Raw genomic sequence first — 17,427 nt, 5'->3', positions numbered from 1 at the left:
CGGGCGGCGGACCGCCGCCGGGCGCGCCGGGTGGCGCCTGCTTTCCGCTCAAGCCTTGGCCGGCGCCTTCCTGCCGAAGTAGTGGTTGTAGGCCATGCGGCGCGGGTTGTTGGTGTCCATGTCCCACTTCATGGCGCGCTCGGCGAAGGCCAGTTGCGACTTCTCCACCTCGCGGAACAGCGGATTGTCCGCGCCCTTCTTGGCCACCACCTCGTCCCACACCTTGAGCTGCTCCTGCAGCAGCGTGTCCGGCGTCTTGTAGAACTTCACGCCGTCCTTGGCCTGCATTTCGCGGTAATCCTTGGAATAGCGGTCGATCGCCTTCCACGACATGTCGGCCGACGCGGCCTCCACGGCGTTGTCGATGATGGCCTTCATCTTCGGCGGCAGCGCGTCGTACTTGGCCTTGTTGAAGGTGATCTCGAACTGCTCGGAGCTCTGGTGGAAGCTTTGCAGCATGCATACCTTGGACACGTCCGGGAAGCCCAGCAGCCGGTCCGAGCTGGCGTTGTTGAACTCCGCGCCGTCCAGCAGGCCGCGGTCCATGGCCGGCACGATCTCGCCGCCCGGCAGCGCGTTGACCGCCGCGCCCATGGCCGTGAACAGGTCGATGGCCAAGCCGTTGGTGCGGAACTTCATGCCCTTCAGGTCCTCCTTCTTGGTGATGGGCTTTTTGAACCAGCCCAGCGGCTGGGTGGGCATCGGCCCGGAAAGGAAGGACACCACGTTGGCGCCGATCGACGCGTACAGCTTGGCCAGCAGCTCCTTGCCGCCGCCGTACTTGTGCCAGGCCAGCACCATGTTGGCGTCCATGCCGAACACGGGGCCGGAGGTCCACAGCGCGATGGCGCTCTGCTTGCCGTAGTTGTAGCCCATCACGCCGTGGCCGCCGTCCAGCGTGCCCTTGGAGACGGCGTCCAGCAGGCCGAAGGCGGGCACCACCGAACCGGCCGGCAGCACCTCGATTTTCAGGTCGCCACCGGTCATGTCGTTGACCTTCTTGGCGAAATCCAGCGCGTATTCGTGGAAGATGTCCTTGCTCGGCCAGGTGCTCTGGAAGCGCAGCTGCGAGGGGCCTTGCGCCGCCGCGACCATCGGCAGCGCCAGCGCGGCGCCGGCGGCGGCCCCGCCCAGGAACTTGCGGCGGGTGGCCTGGGGTGGCGTGGACTTGCTATCGTTCTTCTTCATCGTGTGTCTCCTGTCTTATTTATAAGTGGATCAAACCGACAAATCTGTACGCGCTGAATGCTGGACGACCACCTCCTATCCCTTGAATCTGTTAAATGATGAGCAAGAATGTTCCTGCTTGCTTACGCTTGGCTTACACCGGGCTTACAAGTGGCCCGGGCATAAAAAAACCAGCGCGGCGTGAGCGGCGCTGGCTTTGCGGCGTGGATCGCTGATTAAGCGAAGTTCTGCGCCGCGAATTCCCAGTTGACCAGGTTGAAGAAGTTTTCAACGTATTTTGGACGGGCGTTGCGGGTGTCGATGTAGTAAGCGTGTTCCCACAGGTCGCAGGTCAGCAGCGCTTTGTTGTCGGTCGTCAGCGGGGTGGCCGCGTTCGAGGTGTTGACGATATCGACGGTGCCGTCAGGCTTTTTCACCAGCCAGGTCCAGCTGGAACCGAAGTTGCCGATGCAGGACTTGGTGAATTCTTCCTTGAACTTGTCGAACGAACCCCACTTGGCGTTGATCGCGTCAGCCAGGGCGCCGGTGGGCGCGCCGCCGCCGTTTGGCTTCAGGCCGTTCCAGTAGAAGGTGTGGTTCCATACCTGGGCGGAGTTGTTGAACACGCCGCCGGAGGACTTCTTGATGATCTCTTCGAGCGACAGGTTTTCGAATTCCGTGCCCTTGATCAGGTTGTTCAGGTTGGTGACATACGCTTGGTGGTGCTTACCGTAGTGGTATTCCAGCGTTTCTTGCGAGATGTGCGGCGCCAGGGCGTCCAGTGCATACGGCAGGGGTGGCAGGGTATGTTCCATGTGTGTGTCCTTTTGGTTGAGTCAGAAAATCATTTTTGCTGAAACGACCATTATTGTAAACCCAAGCGCGCCGGCCTGCTCATATGACCCCGGACCGCATGGGGACAAGCGCCCGCGCCCGCCGGGGCGCGCGGTCCGGACCATAGCGGCCCGCGTATGGCGGCTAGCGCCCCCCCCGCGTATGCGAGGCGGCCCGCCGGCCCCCGGATTTTGGTTGTGAAATCGTTTTCATTGGCTATACTATGCGGCATACCCGCGATTTCCGGAGCCGCCATGAAGCTTGAAAACATCCCGCAGCATTCCCTTGAGTTCTTCGACGAGGACGGCGGCGGCGGCGCGCGCTACGAGCGGCCCTGGCTGCTGGCCGACATCGGCGGCACCAACGCCCGCTTCGGCCTGCAGACGGCGGCCGGACGCATCGACGCGATCTGGGTCGCCGAGTGCGCCGCCTATCCCACCTTGGGCGCGGCCATCGTGCAGTACCTGTCGCGGCCGGCGACGGTGGCGGCCGGCGGCTACCAGGCGCGCCAGGCCGGCATCGCCATCGCCAACCCCATCGACGGCGACTGGGTGCGCATGACCAACCACCACTGGTCGTTCTCGGTGGAGGCCATCTGCTCCCAGTTCAGCCTGCGCTCGCTGCACGTGGTGAACGACTTCGCCGCGCTGGCCCGCTCGGTGCCCTTCCTGTCGGAACAGCACCGGGTGCAGGTGGGCGGCGGCGCGCCGCGCCTGAACGGCGTGGTGGGCCTGGTGGGGGCGGGCACCGGGCTGGGCGTGTCCGGCCTGGTGCCGGTGGGACGGGAATGGATGGCCATGGACAGCGAGGGCGGGCACTGCACCTTCGCCGCCGTCAGCGAGCGCGAGATCGACATCCTGCGCTACGCGCAGCGCCAGTTCGAGCACGTGTCGGCGGAGCGGCTGGTGTCCGGCCCGGGCATACGGCTGACGTACCAGGCGCTGGCCGCGCGCGGCGGCGTGGCGGCGCAGGACATCGACACGGCGCAGATCATCGAGCGCGGCCTGCGCGGCGAGTGCCTGGTGTGCGTGGAGACGCTGGAGGCCTTCTGCGAGATGCTGGGGACGATGGCGGGCAACGTCGCCATCACGCTCGGATCGCGCGGCGGCGTGTACATAGGCGGCGGCATCGTGCCGCGCCTGGGCGGGTTCTTTTCGCGCTCGGGCTTCCGGCGCCGCTTCGAGCAGAAGGGACGCTTCAGCGACTACCTGGCGCAGATCCCCACCTACGTGATCACGGCCGAGTATCCGGCGCTGATCGGCATGTCCGTGATTCTGGCGGAGATCGCCTGATTCCCCCTACAGCTCCGGCTGGACGTTGGCGATTTCCACCTTGGCGCCGCCCTCGGCCAGCCGCACCGTCACGCTTTCGCGCGGCCGCAGCTGTGCCGGCGAGCGCAGTATCGCGCCCTTGCCGTCGGTGACGATGGCATAGCCCCGCTCCAGCGTGCGCTGGGGATTGAGCATTTCCAGCTGCGCCGACAGCGCCCGCAGCGCGTCGCGCTTCTGCGCGTGCTGGTTGGCGATGCCGAGCGAGGCGCGGCAGCGCAGGCCCTCCATCCGCGTGCGCAGCGCCGACACGTCCGGCTTGCGGGCAGTCCAGCGGGCGTGCAGCTTGTCGAACGCCACGCGCGACTGCGCCAGCGGCGCGCGGTTGGCGTGCGTCAGCGCGGTGGCGTGCGCCAGCAGCTTGCCGCGCTGCTGCGCGATCTGCGCGGCGGGGCTGAGCAGGCGCCGGGTGTGGCTGTCCAGCGTCTGCGAGGCCTCGCCCAGCGCGCGCAGCATGGCGCGGCGCAGGTCGGTGGCGTCGGCCCGCAGGGAGGCCAGCCAGTCGCCGCGCGGCGTGGCCGCCAGTTCGGCCGCCGCCGTCGGCGTGGCCGCGCGCAGGTCCGCCGCGAAGTCCGCGATGGTGAAATCCGTCTCGTGGCCCACCCCGGAAATCACCGGCATCGCGCAGTTGGCGATGGCGTAGGCCACCCCCTCGTCGTTGAAGGACCACAGGTCTTCGATGCTGCCGCCGCCCCGGCACACGATCAGGATGTCCACCTCGGCGCGCGCGGACGCGGTGTTGATGGCGGCGGCGATTTGCTCCGGCGCCTGCTGCCCCTGCACCAGGGCGGGGTAGAGCACCACGGCCACGTGCGGCGCGCGGCGCCGCAGGGCCGTCAGCACGTCGCGCAGGGCGGCCGCCTGCGGGCTGGTGACGATGCCGATGGCGCGCGCGAACATCGGCAGCGCGCGCTTGCGCTCCTGGTCGAACAGGCCGGCCGCGCCCAGCCTTTCCTTGAGCCGCACGAAGGCCTCGAACAGCGCGCCCACGCCGGCCCGGCGTATCGCCTCCACATTGATCTGGTAGTCCCCGCGCGGGCCGTACAGGGTGACCAGCGCCCGCACCTCGACCTTGTCGCCCTCGCGCGGCACGAAGCCGGCGTACTGGGCGCGGCCGCGGAACATCACCGCGCGCACCTGGGCCGCGTCGTCCTTCAGGGTGAAGTACCAGTGGCCCGAACTGGCGCGGGTGAAATTGGAGATCTCGCCGGAGATCCAGCTCAATGGAAAGGAGCGCTCCAGCAGCCGGGAAACCGCCTGGTTGAGGGCGCTGACCGTCATCACGGCGGGCTGTGGGTAAGTGGTGTCGGTGCTGTTTATCATGGTTCAAACCGGAAACTGAAGAGTAACTGTCCACAAAATCTCGCGGAGGTCATGCTTATGTCACATCTGATTTAGTGTGGCAAGTATTTTTTGTAAACAATTGATTTTAAAAGATAAAACCGAATGCTTCATTGATGAGCATTTCAGGAAAATCCTTAAGGATCAAGTACTTTGCGCCGGCCACCGGCGGTTACGCACAAAGTTATCCACATAAATTGTGCGAAACTTTTGAGTATCATCAAAACGGGCCGGTTTTGGCTGTGCCTCATTTTTGCGCATGGAAACAATATGATTACAAATCAATGACATAGCAAGCAGTCCGGGCCATTGCTAACAATCTTATCCACACAATGTGTGCAGAAGTGCACCGGCGCGGACGGTCCGGCGTCTGCCTGCTTTTTGTGCGTTGATAAAAATTCCTTACGAATCAAGGCACTTAGCTCTTGGCAGTGTCATTGCTAACAATATTATCCACAGTTTTTGTGCAGAATCAGGCGCTTGTCCCCAAAGCCCCGGGGAAGCTCGGCGGAAACCTTCCACAGCCATATAACTCGCGGCGTTTTGATGCCAATGCGAAATTTTTGCGCATGCCCAAAAAGTCCTTGAAAAACAAGCACTTTCCTGCTTCGCAAGACCATTGCGCACAATCTTATCAACAGAATGTGGGGAGAACTATCGGGTTGTCCACCGCGCTTCGCCGGCGGAATGGTGCGCGTTTTTGATGCATGAAAAATTTATCCTTATAAATCAAAGGCTTGATATGGAGCCCCTGTCCTTGCTAACAATCTTGTCCACAGAAAATGTGCAGAAGCTTGGATAAGCTTGAAGCGGCGCATACTTGCCGAGTCGTCCCCAACAAGATACATTGCGCGTTTAGGCGCGCAGCCGGCGCGGCCATTTATCCAGGAGTACGATTTGCTCGCCATCATCCAAGCCGCTGGCTGGCCCATCTGGCCGCTGCTGTTCGCTTCCATCGTCGCCACCGCGCTCATCATCGAGCGCCTGATGTATCTGCGCCGCGCCCGCATCATCCCGCGCCAGTTGCTGGACGAGGTGGTCGGCGTTTATCGCAGCGGCAACATCACGCCGGACGTGATCCAGAAGCTCGAGCAGAGTTCGCCGCTGGGCGTGGTGCTGTCGGCCGCGCTGCGCAATATCGACGCGCCGCGCGAAGTGATGAAGGAAACCATCGAAGAGGCGGGCAGCGGCGTGGCGCACGTGCTGGACCGCTTCCTGACCACGCTGGGCACCATCGCCACGCTGGCTCCGCTGATGGGCCTGTTCGGCACCGTGGTCGGCATGATCGAGATCTTCGGCGCCCAGAACGCCACCGGCACCAACCCGGCCCAACTGGCGCACGGCATCTCGGTGGCGCTGTACAACACCGGCTTCGGCCTGGCGATCGCCATGCCCACGCTGGTGTTCTACCGCCACTTCCGCGCGCTGGTGGACAGCTTCATCATCGACATGGAGCAGCAGGCCATCAAATTCGTCGACGTGGTCCACTGCGCGCGCCGGACCTGAGCCATGGGCATGAATTTCCGCCGCGGCCAGCACCGCGAAGACCCGGAGATCAACCTGATCCCCTTCATCGACGTGTTGCTGGTGATCCTGATCTTCCTGATGGTGACCACCACCTACAGCAAGTTCACCGAACTGCAGATCACGCTGCCGACCGCCGACGCCGAAAAAGCGCCCGAGCGGCCCAACGAGATCAACGTGACGGTGGACGCCAAGGGCAACTACACGGTCAACAACGTGCCGGTGTCGTTCCAGAACGTGGCCGGGCTGGCCGAGACGCTGAAAAACGCGGCCAGGCAGAACGGCCAGGACGGCAAGTCGCCGGTGATCATCATCAACGCCGACCAGTTCGCGATGCACCAGATGGTGATCAACGTGATGGAAGCGTCCCGTCTGGCCGGCTACGACAAGCTCACCTTCGCCGCGCAAACCAGCGCCCCCAAATAAAATATCCCGCCGTGAAGCGAGCTGAGCCCCATTTGGGGCCAGGCCCCAAATGGGGCTCAGCTCGCCTTCGGCAAGTTGCCCATGTCGACATCCTCCTCGCTTGAATCCACCTTGACCCGCAACTGGCTGCGGCGCGGGCCGCTGGCCTGCGCGCTGTGGCCGGTGTCGCTGCTGTTCGGCGGCTTGTCCGGCCTGCGCGCCGGGCTGTTCCGCGCCGGCGTGCTGAAGTCGACCAGGTTGCCGGTGCCGGTGGTGGTGGTGGGCAATATCTTTATTGGCGGCACCGGCAAGACGCCGCTGACGATCTGGCTGGTGCAGGTTTTGCGGGAGGCGGGCTTCCGCCCGGGCGTGATTTCGCGCGGCTTCGGCAGCAAGGACGGCGCGCCCCGTCCCGTCACCGCCGCGTCCACCCCGCGACAGGTGGGCGACGAGCCGGTGCTGATCGCCGCCCGCGCCGGCTGTCCGGTGATGGTGGGACGCGACCGCGCCGCCGCCGGCCACGCGCTGCTGGCGGCCCATCCGGAAGTGGATATCCTGATCGCGGACGACGGCCTGCAGCACTATAAACTCCAGCGCGACGTGGAAATCGTGCTGTTCGACGGCCGCGGCGTGGGCAATGGCTGGCTGCTGCCGGCCGGTCCGCTGCGCGAAAAGCCGTCCCGCCGCCGCGATTTCACGGTGGTGAACACGCCGGAATTGACGAAGGAGCTGGCGGCGGCGGTCGCGCCAGGCGAGGAACGCCAACCGGCGCGTATGATCCTGGCCGGCGACGTGGCCGAACGGCTGACCGACCGCGGCGAGCGCGTGTCGCTGGCGGAACTGGCGGGGCGGGAGCTGAAAGTGGCGGCCGCCGCCGGCATCGGCAACCCGGCGCGCTTCTTCGCCATGCTGAAGGGCGCCGGCCTGCGCTTCACCGAGCTGCCCTTGCCCGACCATCACGATTTCCTGGACCGCCCCTTCGACGGCGTGGACGCGGACCTGATCTTGATGACGGAGAAGGATGCAGTAAAATGTGCCCAAATTGAAGAACTGAGGAACGACCCGCGCTTGTGGGTGGTTCCGGTTTCAGCGCGCATCGATGCCGCGCTGGCCGAACACATAGTGGAGAAATGTCGTGGATGCTCGACTGCTTGATATCCTGGTCTGCCCCGTTTGCAAGGGACCGCTGGAGTACGATAAAAAGGCCCAGGAAATGATCTGCCGCGGCGACCGCCTGGCCTATCCGATCCGCGACGGCATACCGATCATGTGGGCCGATGAGGCCCGCACGCTGCAGGATGCGGTGGAATAGTGGCTTTTACCGTCATTATCCCGGCCCGCCTGGCGTCCACCCGCCTGCCGAACAAGCCGCTGGCCGACTTGGGCGGCAAGCCCATGGTGGTGCGCGTGGCCGAACGCGCCGCGTCGGCCGGGGCCGGGCGCATCATCGTCGCCACCGACCATGAGGACATCCGCGCCGCCTGCGCCGCCCACGGCGTGGAAGTGTGCATGACGCGCGCCGACCATCCCTCCGGCACCGACCGCATCGCCGAGGTGGCGCGCGCGCTGAACCTGGCGCCGGACGCCGTGGTGGTGAACCTGCAGGGCGACGAGCCGCTGATCGATCCCGCGCTGCTGGCCGCCGCCGCCGCCCGCATCGGCGCCGACGTGCCGATGTCGACCTGCGCCCATCCGCTGCACGACGTGGCCGACGTCTTCAACCCGAATGTCGTGAAGGTGGTGCTGGACAAGGCCGGACGCGCGCTGTATTTCTCGCGCGCCACCATTCCATGGCACCGCGACGCGTTCGCCCAGTCCAGGGACGCGCTGCCGGCCGGCTACGCGCCGCTGCGCCACATCGGCCTGTACGCCTACCGCAACGATTTCCTGCAGGCCTACCCGGAACTGGAAGCGTCCCCGCTGGAATCGATCGAGGCCCTGGAGCAACTGCGCGTGTTGTGGCACGGCTACCCGATCGCCGTCCACGTCACCGATACCGCTCCCGCCGCGGGCGTCGACACGCCCGAGGACCTGGAGCGCGTCCGCCGCCACTATCCGAGCTGATCTTCCCGCAACACGCGCGGTACGTTCGCCCATCCGGCGCCTTCGCGCCGGGTGGCACTCTTGAGAGCGCTACCTCGGCCCCTTCCGCCCGCCGGCGCCTTCCGCTCACGCCCACATGCCAAATCGCTCACAAACTGGCGTCAATGAGGCCTTTTGTGGTAAGTTTCGTAGAGAAGGTAGACAAGCACGCGGCGTTTTCATACATACCACCCAAGTTTCTTATATCCATTTAGGACTTTTTTCATGCGTCTCATTCTGTTAGGAGCACCCGGCGCCGGCAAGGGCACCCAAGCTAACTTCATCAAGGAAAAGTACAACATTCCGCAGATCTCCACCGGCGACATGCTGCGCGCCGCCATCAAGGCCGGCACGGAAATGGGTCTGGCCGCCAAGAAAGTGATGGACGCGGGCCAGCTGGTGTCGGACGACATCATCATCGGCCTGGTGAAGGAGCGTCTGAAGGAAAGCGATTGCGCCAACGGCTACCTGTTCGACGGCTTCCCGCGCACCATCGCGCAGGCGGACGCGATGAAGGACGCGGGCGTGAAAGTGGACTACGTGCTGGAAATCGCCGTGCCCGACGAATCCATCGTCGAGCGCATGAGCGGCCGCCGCTCGCACCCGGCCTCGGGCCGCGTGTACCACGTGAAATTCAATCCGCCCAAGGTCGAAGGCAAGGACGACGTCACCGGCGAGGACCTGGTGCAGCGCGACGACGACAAGCCTGAAACCGTGAAAAAGCGCCTGGACGTCTATCACAACCAGACCGAAGTGCTGCTGGGCTACTACAACAAGTGGGCCGAGTCCGGCGACGCCAACGCGCCGCGATACCGCAAGATCGAGGGCGTGGGCGCCGTCGAAGAGATCCGCGACCGCGCGTTCGAGGCGCTGTCGAAATAAGCCTTCGAAACCAGCCATATCGTTTATCAGAAAAAGCGGACCGCACGGTCCGCTTTTTTTTCGTGTGCTGTGTTTGCGCCACATTTGCCTAAAACGAAACGGAAATTGCTTAAATTTCCACCTTTGCTGTAGACTCTTCTTCAACTTCTGTTTCATCGGCATTGTGCAGTACGCAGTCTGGCGGGCGCTCCAAGAGGGTGCCTTTCGAGAGTCGTAGTGGTCGAGCTTGATAACAACGAAGGGGACAACATGACGGCAAGCCTTTGGTTCGCAGTGGCGTGCGGCGTGATCGCCGTGGTTTATGGCTTATGGGCGCGAAGCTGGATCTTGAAGCAGGACCCCGGCAATCCGCGCATGCAGGAAATCGCACTGGCGATCCAACAGGGGGCGGCCGCCTACCTCGGACGGCAATACAAGACAATCTCGATGGTGGGCGCGGTGCTGCTGGTCGCCATCTTCTTCCTGCTCGACGCGCAAACGGCGATCGGCTTCCTGATCGGCGCGGTGCTGTCCGGCGCCTGCGGCTTCATCGGCATGAACGTCTCGGTGCGCGCCAACGTGCGCACCGCGCAGGCGGCCTCCAAGGGCATGAACGAGGCGCTCGACGTCGCCTTCAAGGGCGGCGCCATCACCGGCATGCTGGTGGTGGGCCTGGGCCTGCTGGGCGTGGTGCTGTTCTACATGGTGCTGACCTCGCTCGCCTCCAAGGGCTACCCCAATCCCGCGCAGAGCGCGCACGACGTCATCAAGCCGCTGATCGGCCTGGCCTTCGGCGCCTCGCTGATCTCCATCTTCGCCCGCCTGGGCGGCGGCATCTTCACCAAGGGCGCGGACGTGGGCGCCGATCTGGTCGGCAAGGTCGAAGCCGGCATCCCCGAGGACGATCCGCGCAACCCGGCCGTGATCGCCGACAACGTGGGCGACAACGTCGGCGACTGCGCCGGCATGGCGGCCGACCTGTTCGAGACCTATGTGGTGACGCTGATCGCCACCATGCTGCTGGGCGCGCTGATGATCACCAACGCGCCGACCCAGGCCATCGTCTATCCGCTGCTGCTGGGCGCGGTGTCCATCCTGGCGTCCATCATCGGCTGCTCCATGGTCAAGGCCAAGCCGGGCAAGAAGATCATGTCGGCGCTGTACACCGGGCTGTGGTGGGCGGCCGGCCTGTCGCTGATCGGCTTCGCGGTCGTCACCTGGCAGGTGTGGACCGACGACGCCATGCGCTACAGCATGCTGGGCGCCACCGTGGTCGGCATCGTGCTGACCGGGCTGATGGTCTACATCACCGAGTACTACACCGGCACCGACTTCCACCCGGTGCGCCACATCGCCGAGGCGTCCACCACGGGGCACGGCACCAACATCATCGCCGGCCTGGGCGTGTCGATGAAATCGACCGCGTGGCCGGTGCTGGCGGTGTGCGCCGCCATCCTGGTGTCCTACCAGCTGGCCGGGCTGTACGGCATCGCCATCGCCGCCACCGCCATGCTGTCGATGGCCGGCATCATCGTCGCGCTGGACGCCTACGGCCCGATCACCGACAACGCCGGCGGCATCGCCGAGATGTCCGGCATGCCCGACTCGGTGCGCGCCATCACCGACCCGCTGGACGCGGTGGGCAACACCACCAAGGCCGTCACCAAGGGCTACGCGATCGGTTCGGCCGGCCTGGCCGCGCTGGTGCTGTTCGCCGACTACACGCACGCGCTGGAATCGGTGGGGCGCAGCATCACCTTTGATTTGTCGAACCCGATGGTGATCGTCGGCCTCATCATCGGCGGCCTGATCCCCTACCTGTTCGGCGCCATGGCGATGGAGGCGGTGGGGCGCGCGGCCGGCGCGGTGGTGGTCGAGGTGCGGCGCCAGTTCCGCGACATCAAGGGCATCATGGAAGGCACGGCCAAGCCGGAATACGACAAGGCGGTCGACATGCTGACCGCGTCGGCCATCAAGGAAATGATCATCCCCTCGCTGCTGCCGGTGCTGGTGCCGATCCTGGTCGGCATGCTGCTGGGACCGGCCGCGCTGGGCGGCTTGCTGATGGGGACCATCATCACCGGCCTGTTCGTGGCGATCTCGATGACCACCGGCGGCGGCGCCTGGGACAACGCCAAGAAATACATCGAGGACGGCAACTTCGGCGGCAAGGGATCGGACGCGCACAAGGCCGCCGTCACCGGCGACACCGTGGGCGACCCGTACAAGGACACGGCCGGACCGGCGGTCAATCCCTTGATCAAGATCATCAACATCGTCGCGCTGCTGCTGGTGCCGCTGCTGCCGGCGACCGGCTGGCTGGCCGTCACCACGCACGCGCCGGTCCACGCCGCCGCGCCCGCGCCCGCGCACGCGCCGCCACCGCCGCCCCTGATGGCCCCCGCCGAGCCCGTGCAAGCGGCGCCCGCCAAATAAATCCCGCCACCCGGCCGCCCCCGCGCGGCCAGGCCCCGGAACTTTCCCCAACTACATCGGTGTCAGGCGCGACATTCGGACATTCCGTGCGCATAGCGTACAAAGTGTCCGAATGTCGCGCCTGACACCGATGTCTCTTTGATAATGAATAACGGGGAGCGGCGGGGAGGGGTACGATGAGGGCGTCACCGCCGGATGGGAGGACGCCATGAGGACGCTGTTGTTGACGACTCTGCTGGGCTTGCTGGCCGCGGGCACCGCTGCGGAGGATGGGGCCGCGCTCGAGGCCTACCGGCGCCTGCCGGTCTGCGCGCTGGCGCCGGACGGCAAGCGGCTGCTGGTCGAACCGTGCCGCCGTCCGCCGACGAAGAGCCCGGCCCAGCGCCGCGCCGTTCCCAGCCCGCCCGTCGTGGTGGCGCCGTTGGCCAGGCCCGCGCCCGGCCCGGCCGTGAGTCCCGCTCCGGCCCCGTGGATCCCGCCGCCCGGCGTCCAGCCCCTGAATAACTGCGACATGCTGGGCTGCCGCGACGCCGGCGGCACGCCATACCGCAGCGGCGCCGGCAATATCGTGCTCGATCCCTCCGGCCGCATGTGCAGCCGCCAGGGCGCCTGGGTGCAGTGTTAGGCGCGCTTGCGGCGGCGGGCCGCTGCCGCGCCCACCAGGCCGATCGCGAACAATGCCAGGCTGGCCGGTTCCGGCACGTCCGCCGACTTGGCCGCCAGTTGCTCGGCGGCGTTCAATTCGAAGACCAGGCCGCTGTTGGCGTCGAAGTAAGTCTGGGTGCTCCAATTATACGCGGTGTCGTACAGCTCGAAGGAAGCGTAGCCAAAGTCGTTCGACTGCACGGCGCGGCTGACGGTGTCCGTCACGGCGGTACCGCCCGCGAACGCGTTGTCATAGGAATAGATGTTCTGGTACGCGCTGATATACTGCGCGCCGCCATTGACGTAGCCGCCGCCGTTGGCGTAGAACTGGTCGCTATACGAGTACCAGTAGCTGTTGCCGTAAGTGGACAGGGTCTTGTAGACGCCCACCTCTCCCCAATTGCTGAGGTCCGCCGTGTAGGTGTTGCCATCGACCGTGGTGCTCAGTTCGATGAAATTGCCAGAAACGTTATCCATATCGGTGCGGGTGTAGCGATAGTTGGCATCCATGTCGATGCTGAGGGTTTGCGAGAACGCCTTGCCCGTCAGGTCGGCGTTGGCCGCGCCAAAAATCCCCGCGTAATCATAGCCGTATGAGATGGTGCCGCTTGCTTTCAGGCTGACCACGGTCGCTTGCGCGGCGGGAGCGATGGACGCGCAGATGGCCAGGACGGCAACGATGTGCTTGATCGACATGGGAATTTTCCTCAAAAGTAATTATAGATGTTTTAAAGCAATTACCATTCCATATAGGAAATTCCCTGCCGAATCAATCACTTGCGTTTTGATAGGGTCGGCACGTGGGGCCGAGTGTAAAATTTTTCGACACTTGGGTGGCGAATGCGACAAAGGCGTTGCCTTACGTTTACGTAAACGATACCCTTGACGGAATTTAACTCGCGAGAAGGGGAAGACATGCAAATCAAGGACAACGTATTCATCGTCACCGGCGGCGCCTCGGGCCTGGGCGCGGCGAGCGCGCGCATGATCGTGGACGCCGGCGGCAAGGTGGTGTTGGCCGACGTGCAGGCCGAGGCCGGCCAGGCCCTGGCCAAGGAACTCAATGGCGTGTTCGTCAAGTGCGACGTCACGTCCGAGGCGGACGGCAAGGCCGTCGTCGAGGCGGCGGCCGCGCTGGGCACGCTGCGCGGCGTGGTCAATTGCGCCGGCGTGGCGCCGGCCGTGAAGACCCTGGGCAAGGAGGGCGCCCATCCGCTGGAGGTGTTCCAGCGCGTGGTCAACATCAACCTGATCGGCACCTTCAACATCTGCCGCCTGGCCGCCGAGGCCATGAGCAAGACCGAGCCGCTCGAGCACGGCGAGCGCGGCGTGCTGATCAACACCGCCTCGGTGGCCGCCTTCGACGGCCAGATGGGCCAGGCCGCCTACGGCGCGTCCAAGGCCGCCGTCGCCGGCCTGACCCTGCCGATGGCGCGCGACCTGTCGCGCAACGGCATCCGCGTGATGACCATCGCGCCGGGCATCTTCGAGACGCCGATGCTGCTGGGCATGCCGGAGGAGGTGCAGGACGCGCTGGGCAAGATGGTGCCGTTCCCGCAGCGCCTGGGCAAGCCCGCCGAGTACGCGCAGCTGGCCAAGAGCATCATCGAAAACGTCATGCTGAACGGCGAGACCATCCGCCTGGACGGCGCCATCCGCATGCAACCGAAGTGATGCATACGTAGTGGGAATCCTGTAGGATGCCTGGGTTCGGGCGCGCGGTCGGCTGGCTGCGCGCCCGTTTCCATTTGGAGCCCACATGATCGAGTTGCACAAGCTGGCCGCGGCCGCGTCGCTCGCGGCCTTGCTGGCCGCGCTGGCCAGCCCCCATGCCGGCGCCCAGGACGCGGCGCCCGAAATCGCCACCGGCTACGCCGAGAAGGCCGGCAAGCCGGCCGCCAAATACATGGTGGCGGCGGCCAATCCGCACGCCACCGAGGCCGGCTACCAGATGCTCAGGCGGGGCGGCGCCGCGATCGACGCGGCCATCGCCACCCAACTGGTGTTGACGCTGGTGGAGCCGCAGTCGTCCGGCATCGGCGGCGGCGCCTTCCTGATGCACTTCGACGGCAAGCGCGTGCAGGCCTACGACGGCCGCGAGACCGCGCCCTCGGCCGCCACCGAGCGCCTGTTCCAGGACGCGGACGGCAAACCGGTGTCGCGCGAGACCGGCGTGGTCGGCGGCCGCTCGGTGGGCGCGCCCGGCGTACTGCGCATGCTGGAACTGGCGCACCGCGAGCATGGCAAGCTGCCGTGGGCGGCGCTGTTCGCGCCCGCCATCAAGCTGGCCGAAAACGGCTTCGCGGTCAGCCCGCGCCTGAACGCGCTGCTGGCCCACGACCGCTACCTGCGGCGCGATCCCGTCGCCGCCGCCTATTTCTACCAGGACGGCAAGCCCTGGCCGGTCGGCCACGTGCTGAAAAACCCGGAACTGGCGCGCACCCTGCGCGAGATCGCCAAGGGCGGCGCGGACGCCTTCCACACCGGCCGCATCGCGCGCGACATCGCCGCCAAGGTGGCCGCGCACCCGGTCAACCCCGGCCTGCTGACGGCCGCCGACCTCGCCGGCTACCAGCCGAAGGAGCGCGACCCGGTGTGCGCCGACTACAAGGCCTGGACCGTGTGCGGCATGCCGCCGCCCTCGTCCGGCGGCGTCGCCATCGCGCAGATGCTGGGCGTGCTGGAGGGGAAGGGTATGGAGAAACTCGCGCCGGTGGACGGCAAGGTGGGCGCCGAGGCCATCCACCTGTTCACCGAGGCGGGCCGGCTGGCCTACGCGGACCGCAACCGCTACCTGGCCGACACCGACTTCGTGCCGCTGCCCGGCCGCGGCGTGGCCTCGCTGCTGGACAAGCGCTACCTGGCGCGGCGCGCGGCGCTGATCACCGAGCGCTCGATGGGCCGCGCGCCCGCCGGCGTGCCCGAGGACGTGGCCGTCGCCTGGGGCGCGGACACGGCGCCCGAGCGGCCTTCGACCTCGCACCTGGTGGCGGTGGACGGCCATGGCGCCGGCCTGTCGATGACCACCTCGGTGGAGGACGCCTTCGGCGCGCGCCAGATGGTGGACGGCTTCCTGCTCAACAACCAGCTGACCGACTTTTCCTTCGACGCGGCCGACGAGAACGGCCCGATCGCCAACCGCGTCCAGCCGGGCAAGCGCCCGCGCAGCGCGATGTCGCCCACGCTGGTGTTCGACAAGGCGACAAAAAAACTGGTGCTGGCCACCGGCTCGCCGGGCGGCTCGGCCATCATCAACTACGTGGCCAAGGTGCTGGTGGGGACGCTGGACTGGGGGCTGGACGTGCAGCAAGCCATCAGCCTGCCCAACTTCGGCAGCCGCAACGGCCCCACGGAGCTGGAGGCCAACCGCGTCGCGCCGGAGGTGCTGGAGGCGCTCAAGGCGCGCGGCCACGACATCCGCCAGTACGAGCAGAACTCCGGCCTGCAGGGCATCCAGCGCCTGCGCCGCGGCGGGCGCGAACTGTGGTTCGGCGGCGCCGATCCGCGCCGCGAGGGCGCCGTGCTCGGCGACTAGCTTGTTATCGGGATATAATTGACAATAGGATAAATATATTGTCACTGTGGTAACCCCGCCACTGCCCAAAGCGGGCGGACCCTGCTACTCTCTCTAAGATGGGAATGAAAAAGAAAACAGGCCTGATACTCACCGGGGGAGGCGCCCGCGCCGCCTATCAGGTCGGCGTGCTGCAAGCCATTTCCGAGATCCTGTGGGAGGACGGCTGGCCGCCGTCGCGCAACCCGTTCAGCATCATCTGCGGCACCTCGGCCGGCGCCATCAACGGCACCGCGCTGGCCTGCCGCGCCGACAATTTCGGCGAGGGCGTGCAAAAGCTGCTCGACGTGTGGACCAATATGGAGGTCGAGCAGGTCTACCGCGCCGACTCGCTGGGCGTGATCCGCTCCGGCGCGCGCTGGCTGTCGCTGCTGTCGTTCGGCTGGCTGCTGCGCAAGTGGCGCGCCGCGCCGCCCCAGTCCCTGCTCGACAACACACCGCTGGTGTCGCTGCTGCACCGCATGCTGGACCTGCCGCGGCTGGACACGGTGCTGCAGGAGGGCTTGTTGCACGCGCTGGCCGTCACCGCCTCGTCCTACACCGGCGGCCAGCACATCACCTTCTACCAGACCGCCGCCGAGATCGCGCCGTGGGTGCGCATGCAGCGCATCGCGCTGCAGGACCAGATCGGCGTCGAGCACCTGCTGGCGTCGTCGGCCATCCCCTTCATCTTCCCGGCCACGCCGCTGTACCTGGGTGGCCAGCAGGAATACTGCGGCGACGGCTCGATGCGCCAGCTGGCGCCGATCTCGCCGGCCATCCACCTGGGCGCGGACAAGGTGCTGGTGGTGGGCGCCGGCCGCCTCACCGAGCCGGCCACCCAGAAGACCGAGGCGCCGCGCTATCCCAGCCTGGCGCAGATCGCCGGCCACGCGCTGTCCTCGATCTTCCTGGACAGCCTGGCGGTGGACATCGAGCGCCTGAACCGGGTCAACAAGACGCTGTCGCTGCTGCCGGAGGAGTACCTGTCGCAGACGCCGCTGCGGCCCGTGGAGCTGTTGGTGATCGCGCCGTCCGAGCGGCTCGACGACATCGCCAGCCGCCACATCGCCAGCCTGCCGGCGCCGATCCGCACCATGCTGTCCGGCATAGGCGCGACCGAAACGCGCGGCGCCGCGCTGGCGTCGTACCTGTTGTTCGAATCCACGTATACTTGCGAGCTGATCCGCCTGGGCCAGCGCGACACGCAGGCCCGCAAGGAGGACGTGCTGGCCTTCTTCGGCTCCTGAA

General features: G+C 66.0%; 16 protein-coding genes. 12 read left to right on the top strand and 4 right to left on the bottom strand.

Annotated features, from left to right (window positions below; genetic code table 11):
• Nucleotides 1-48 precede the first annotated feature (48 nt).
• Both BM436_RS09590 and sodB read right to left on the bottom strand, forming a co-directional pair.
• Nucleotides 49-1,188 (bottom strand): TRAP transporter substrate-binding protein, encoded by a 1,140-nt coding sequence (locus BM436_RS09590; protein ID WP_093555290.1) that lies wholly within the window; start codon nucleotides 1,186-1,188, stop codon nucleotides 49-51.
• 215 nt (nucleotides 1,189-1,403) lie between these two features.
• The gene (sodB, locus tag BM436_RS09585; protein ID WP_093555289.1) at nucleotides 1,404-1,982 is read right to left on the bottom strand and encodes a superoxide dismutase [Fe]; all 579 of its coding nucleotides are present in this window, start codon (nucleotides 1,980-1,982) and stop codon (nucleotides 1,404-1,406) included.
• A 273-nt stretch (nucleotides 1,983-2,255) separates the two neighbouring features.
• Here sodB and BM436_RS09580 point away from each other — a divergent pair, with 273 nt between their 5' ends.
• Nucleotides 2,256-3,293: a glucokinase gene (locus tag BM436_RS09580; RefSeq protein ID WP_093555288.1), complete on the top strand. Its 1,038-nt coding sequence runs from the start codon at nucleotides 2,256-2,258 to the stop codon at nucleotides 3,291-3,293.
• 6 nt (nucleotides 3,294-3,299) lie between these two features.
• Here BM436_RS09580 and xseA read toward each other — a convergent pair whose 3' ends face one another.
• Complete coding sequence (gene xseA / locus BM436_RS09575; protein WP_093555287.1) at nucleotides 3,300-4,652, bottom strand: exodeoxyribonuclease VII large subunit; 1,353 nt, start codon at nucleotides 4,650-4,652, stop codon at nucleotides 3,300-3,302.
• Between the two features lie 915 nt (nucleotides 4,653-5,567).
• On the opposite strand from xseA, the gene BM436_RS09570 reads away from it, so the two are divergent.
• The 8 genes from BM436_RS09570 to BM436_RS09535 all read left to right on the top strand — a co-directional run bounded on the left by BM436_RS09570 (nucleotide 5,568) and on the right by BM436_RS09535 (nucleotide 12,603).
• Nucleotides 5,568-6,176 (top strand): MotA/TolQ/ExbB proton channel family protein, encoded by a 609-nt coding sequence (locus BM436_RS09570; RefSeq protein WP_093555286.1) that lies wholly within the window; start codon nucleotides 5,568-5,570, stop codon nucleotides 6,174-6,176.
• Nucleotides 6,177-6,185: 9 nt separating this feature from the next.
• Nucleotides 6,186-6,620 (top strand): ExbD/TolR family protein, encoded by a 435-nt coding sequence (locus BM436_RS09565; protein ID WP_093555466.1) that lies wholly within the window; start codon nucleotides 6,186-6,188, stop codon nucleotides 6,618-6,620.
• Between the two features lie 81 nt (nucleotides 6,621-6,701).
• Nucleotides 6,702-7,754 carry a tetraacyldisaccharide 4'-kinase gene (gene lpxK, locus BM436_RS09560; RefSeq protein WP_093555285.1) on the top strand — a complete coding sequence of 351 codons (1,053 nt, stop codon included), beginning with the start codon at nucleotides 6,702-6,704 and terminating at the stop codon, nucleotides 7,752-7,754.
• Nucleotides 7,735-7,911, top strand: a complete 177-nt coding sequence (locus BM436_RS09555) for a Trm112 family protein (RefSeq protein WP_082219489.1) — start codon at nucleotides 7,735-7,737, stop codon at nucleotides 7,909-7,911. Before lpxK ends, BM436_RS09555 begins: the two co-directional genes overlap by 20 nt.
• Complete coding sequence (kdsB, locus tag BM436_RS09550) at nucleotides 7,911-8,663, top strand: 3-deoxy-manno-octulosonate cytidylyltransferase (protein WP_093555284.1); 753 nt, start codon at nucleotides 7,911-7,913, stop codon at nucleotides 8,661-8,663. The genes BM436_RS09555 and kdsB overlap by 1 nt, the downstream gene beginning before the upstream one ends.
• A gap of 243 nt (nucleotides 8,664-8,906) precedes the next feature.
• Nucleotides 8,907-9,563, top strand: coding sequence for an adenylate kinase (adk, locus tag BM436_RS09545; RefSeq protein WP_093555283.1), 657 nt, complete (start codon nucleotides 8,907-8,909; stop codon nucleotides 9,561-9,563).
• Nucleotides 9,564-9,812: 249 nt separating this feature from the next.
• Entirely contained in the window at nucleotides 9,813-11,978 is a 2,166-nt protein-coding gene (locus BM436_RS09540; protein ID WP_093555282.1) for a sodium-translocating pyrophosphatase, read from the top strand.
• 208 nt (nucleotides 11,979-12,186) lie between these two features.
• Entirely contained in the window at nucleotides 12,187-12,603 is a 417-nt protein-coding gene (locus BM436_RS09535; RefSeq protein ID WP_143133040.1) for a hypothetical protein, read from the top strand.
• Here BM436_RS09535 and BM436_RS09530 read toward each other — a convergent pair.
• The gene (locus BM436_RS09530) at nucleotides 12,600-13,319 is read right to left on the bottom strand and encodes a PEP-CTERM sorting domain-containing protein (protein ID WP_093555280.1); all 720 of its coding nucleotides are present in this window, start codon (nucleotides 13,317-13,319) and stop codon (nucleotides 12,600-12,602) included. The two genes, BM436_RS09535 and BM436_RS09530, sit on opposite strands and share 4 nt — an antisense overlap.
• A 219-nt stretch (nucleotides 13,320-13,538) precedes the next feature.
• On the opposite strand from BM436_RS09530, the gene BM436_RS09525 reads away from it, so the two are divergent.
• The 3 genes from BM436_RS09525 (at nucleotide 13,539) to BM436_RS09515 (ending at nucleotide 17,426) form a co-directional block, all read left to right on the top strand.
• The gene (locus BM436_RS09525) at nucleotides 13,539-14,297 is read left to right on the top strand and encodes a 3-hydroxyacyl-CoA dehydrogenase (protein WP_093555279.1); all 759 of its coding nucleotides are present in this window, start codon (nucleotides 13,539-13,541) and stop codon (nucleotides 14,295-14,297) included.
• 85 nt (nucleotides 14,298-14,382) lie between these two features.
• Entirely contained in the window at nucleotides 14,383-16,158 is a 1,776-nt protein-coding gene (gene ggt / locus BM436_RS09520) for a gamma-glutamyltransferase (protein WP_093555278.1), read from the top strand.
• A gap of 98 nt (nucleotides 16,159-16,256) precedes the next feature.
• A complete protein-coding gene (locus tag BM436_RS09515; protein WP_143133038.1) occupies nucleotides 16,257-17,426 on the top strand; it encodes a patatin-like phospholipase family protein in 1,170 nt (389 codons plus the stop codon).
• The last annotated feature ends 1 nt before the right edge of the window (nucleotide 17,427 follow it).

Origin of the sequence: Pseudoduganella namucuonensis (assembly GCF_900116645.1) — a bacterium.
GTDB classification, from domain to species: Bacteria; Pseudomonadota; Gammaproteobacteria; order Burkholderiales; family Burkholderiaceae_D; genus Rugamonas; species Rugamonas namucuonensis.
Note: the sequence above shows the minus strand (reverse complement) of the source record. Positions and strands in the feature narration are given on the sequence as shown.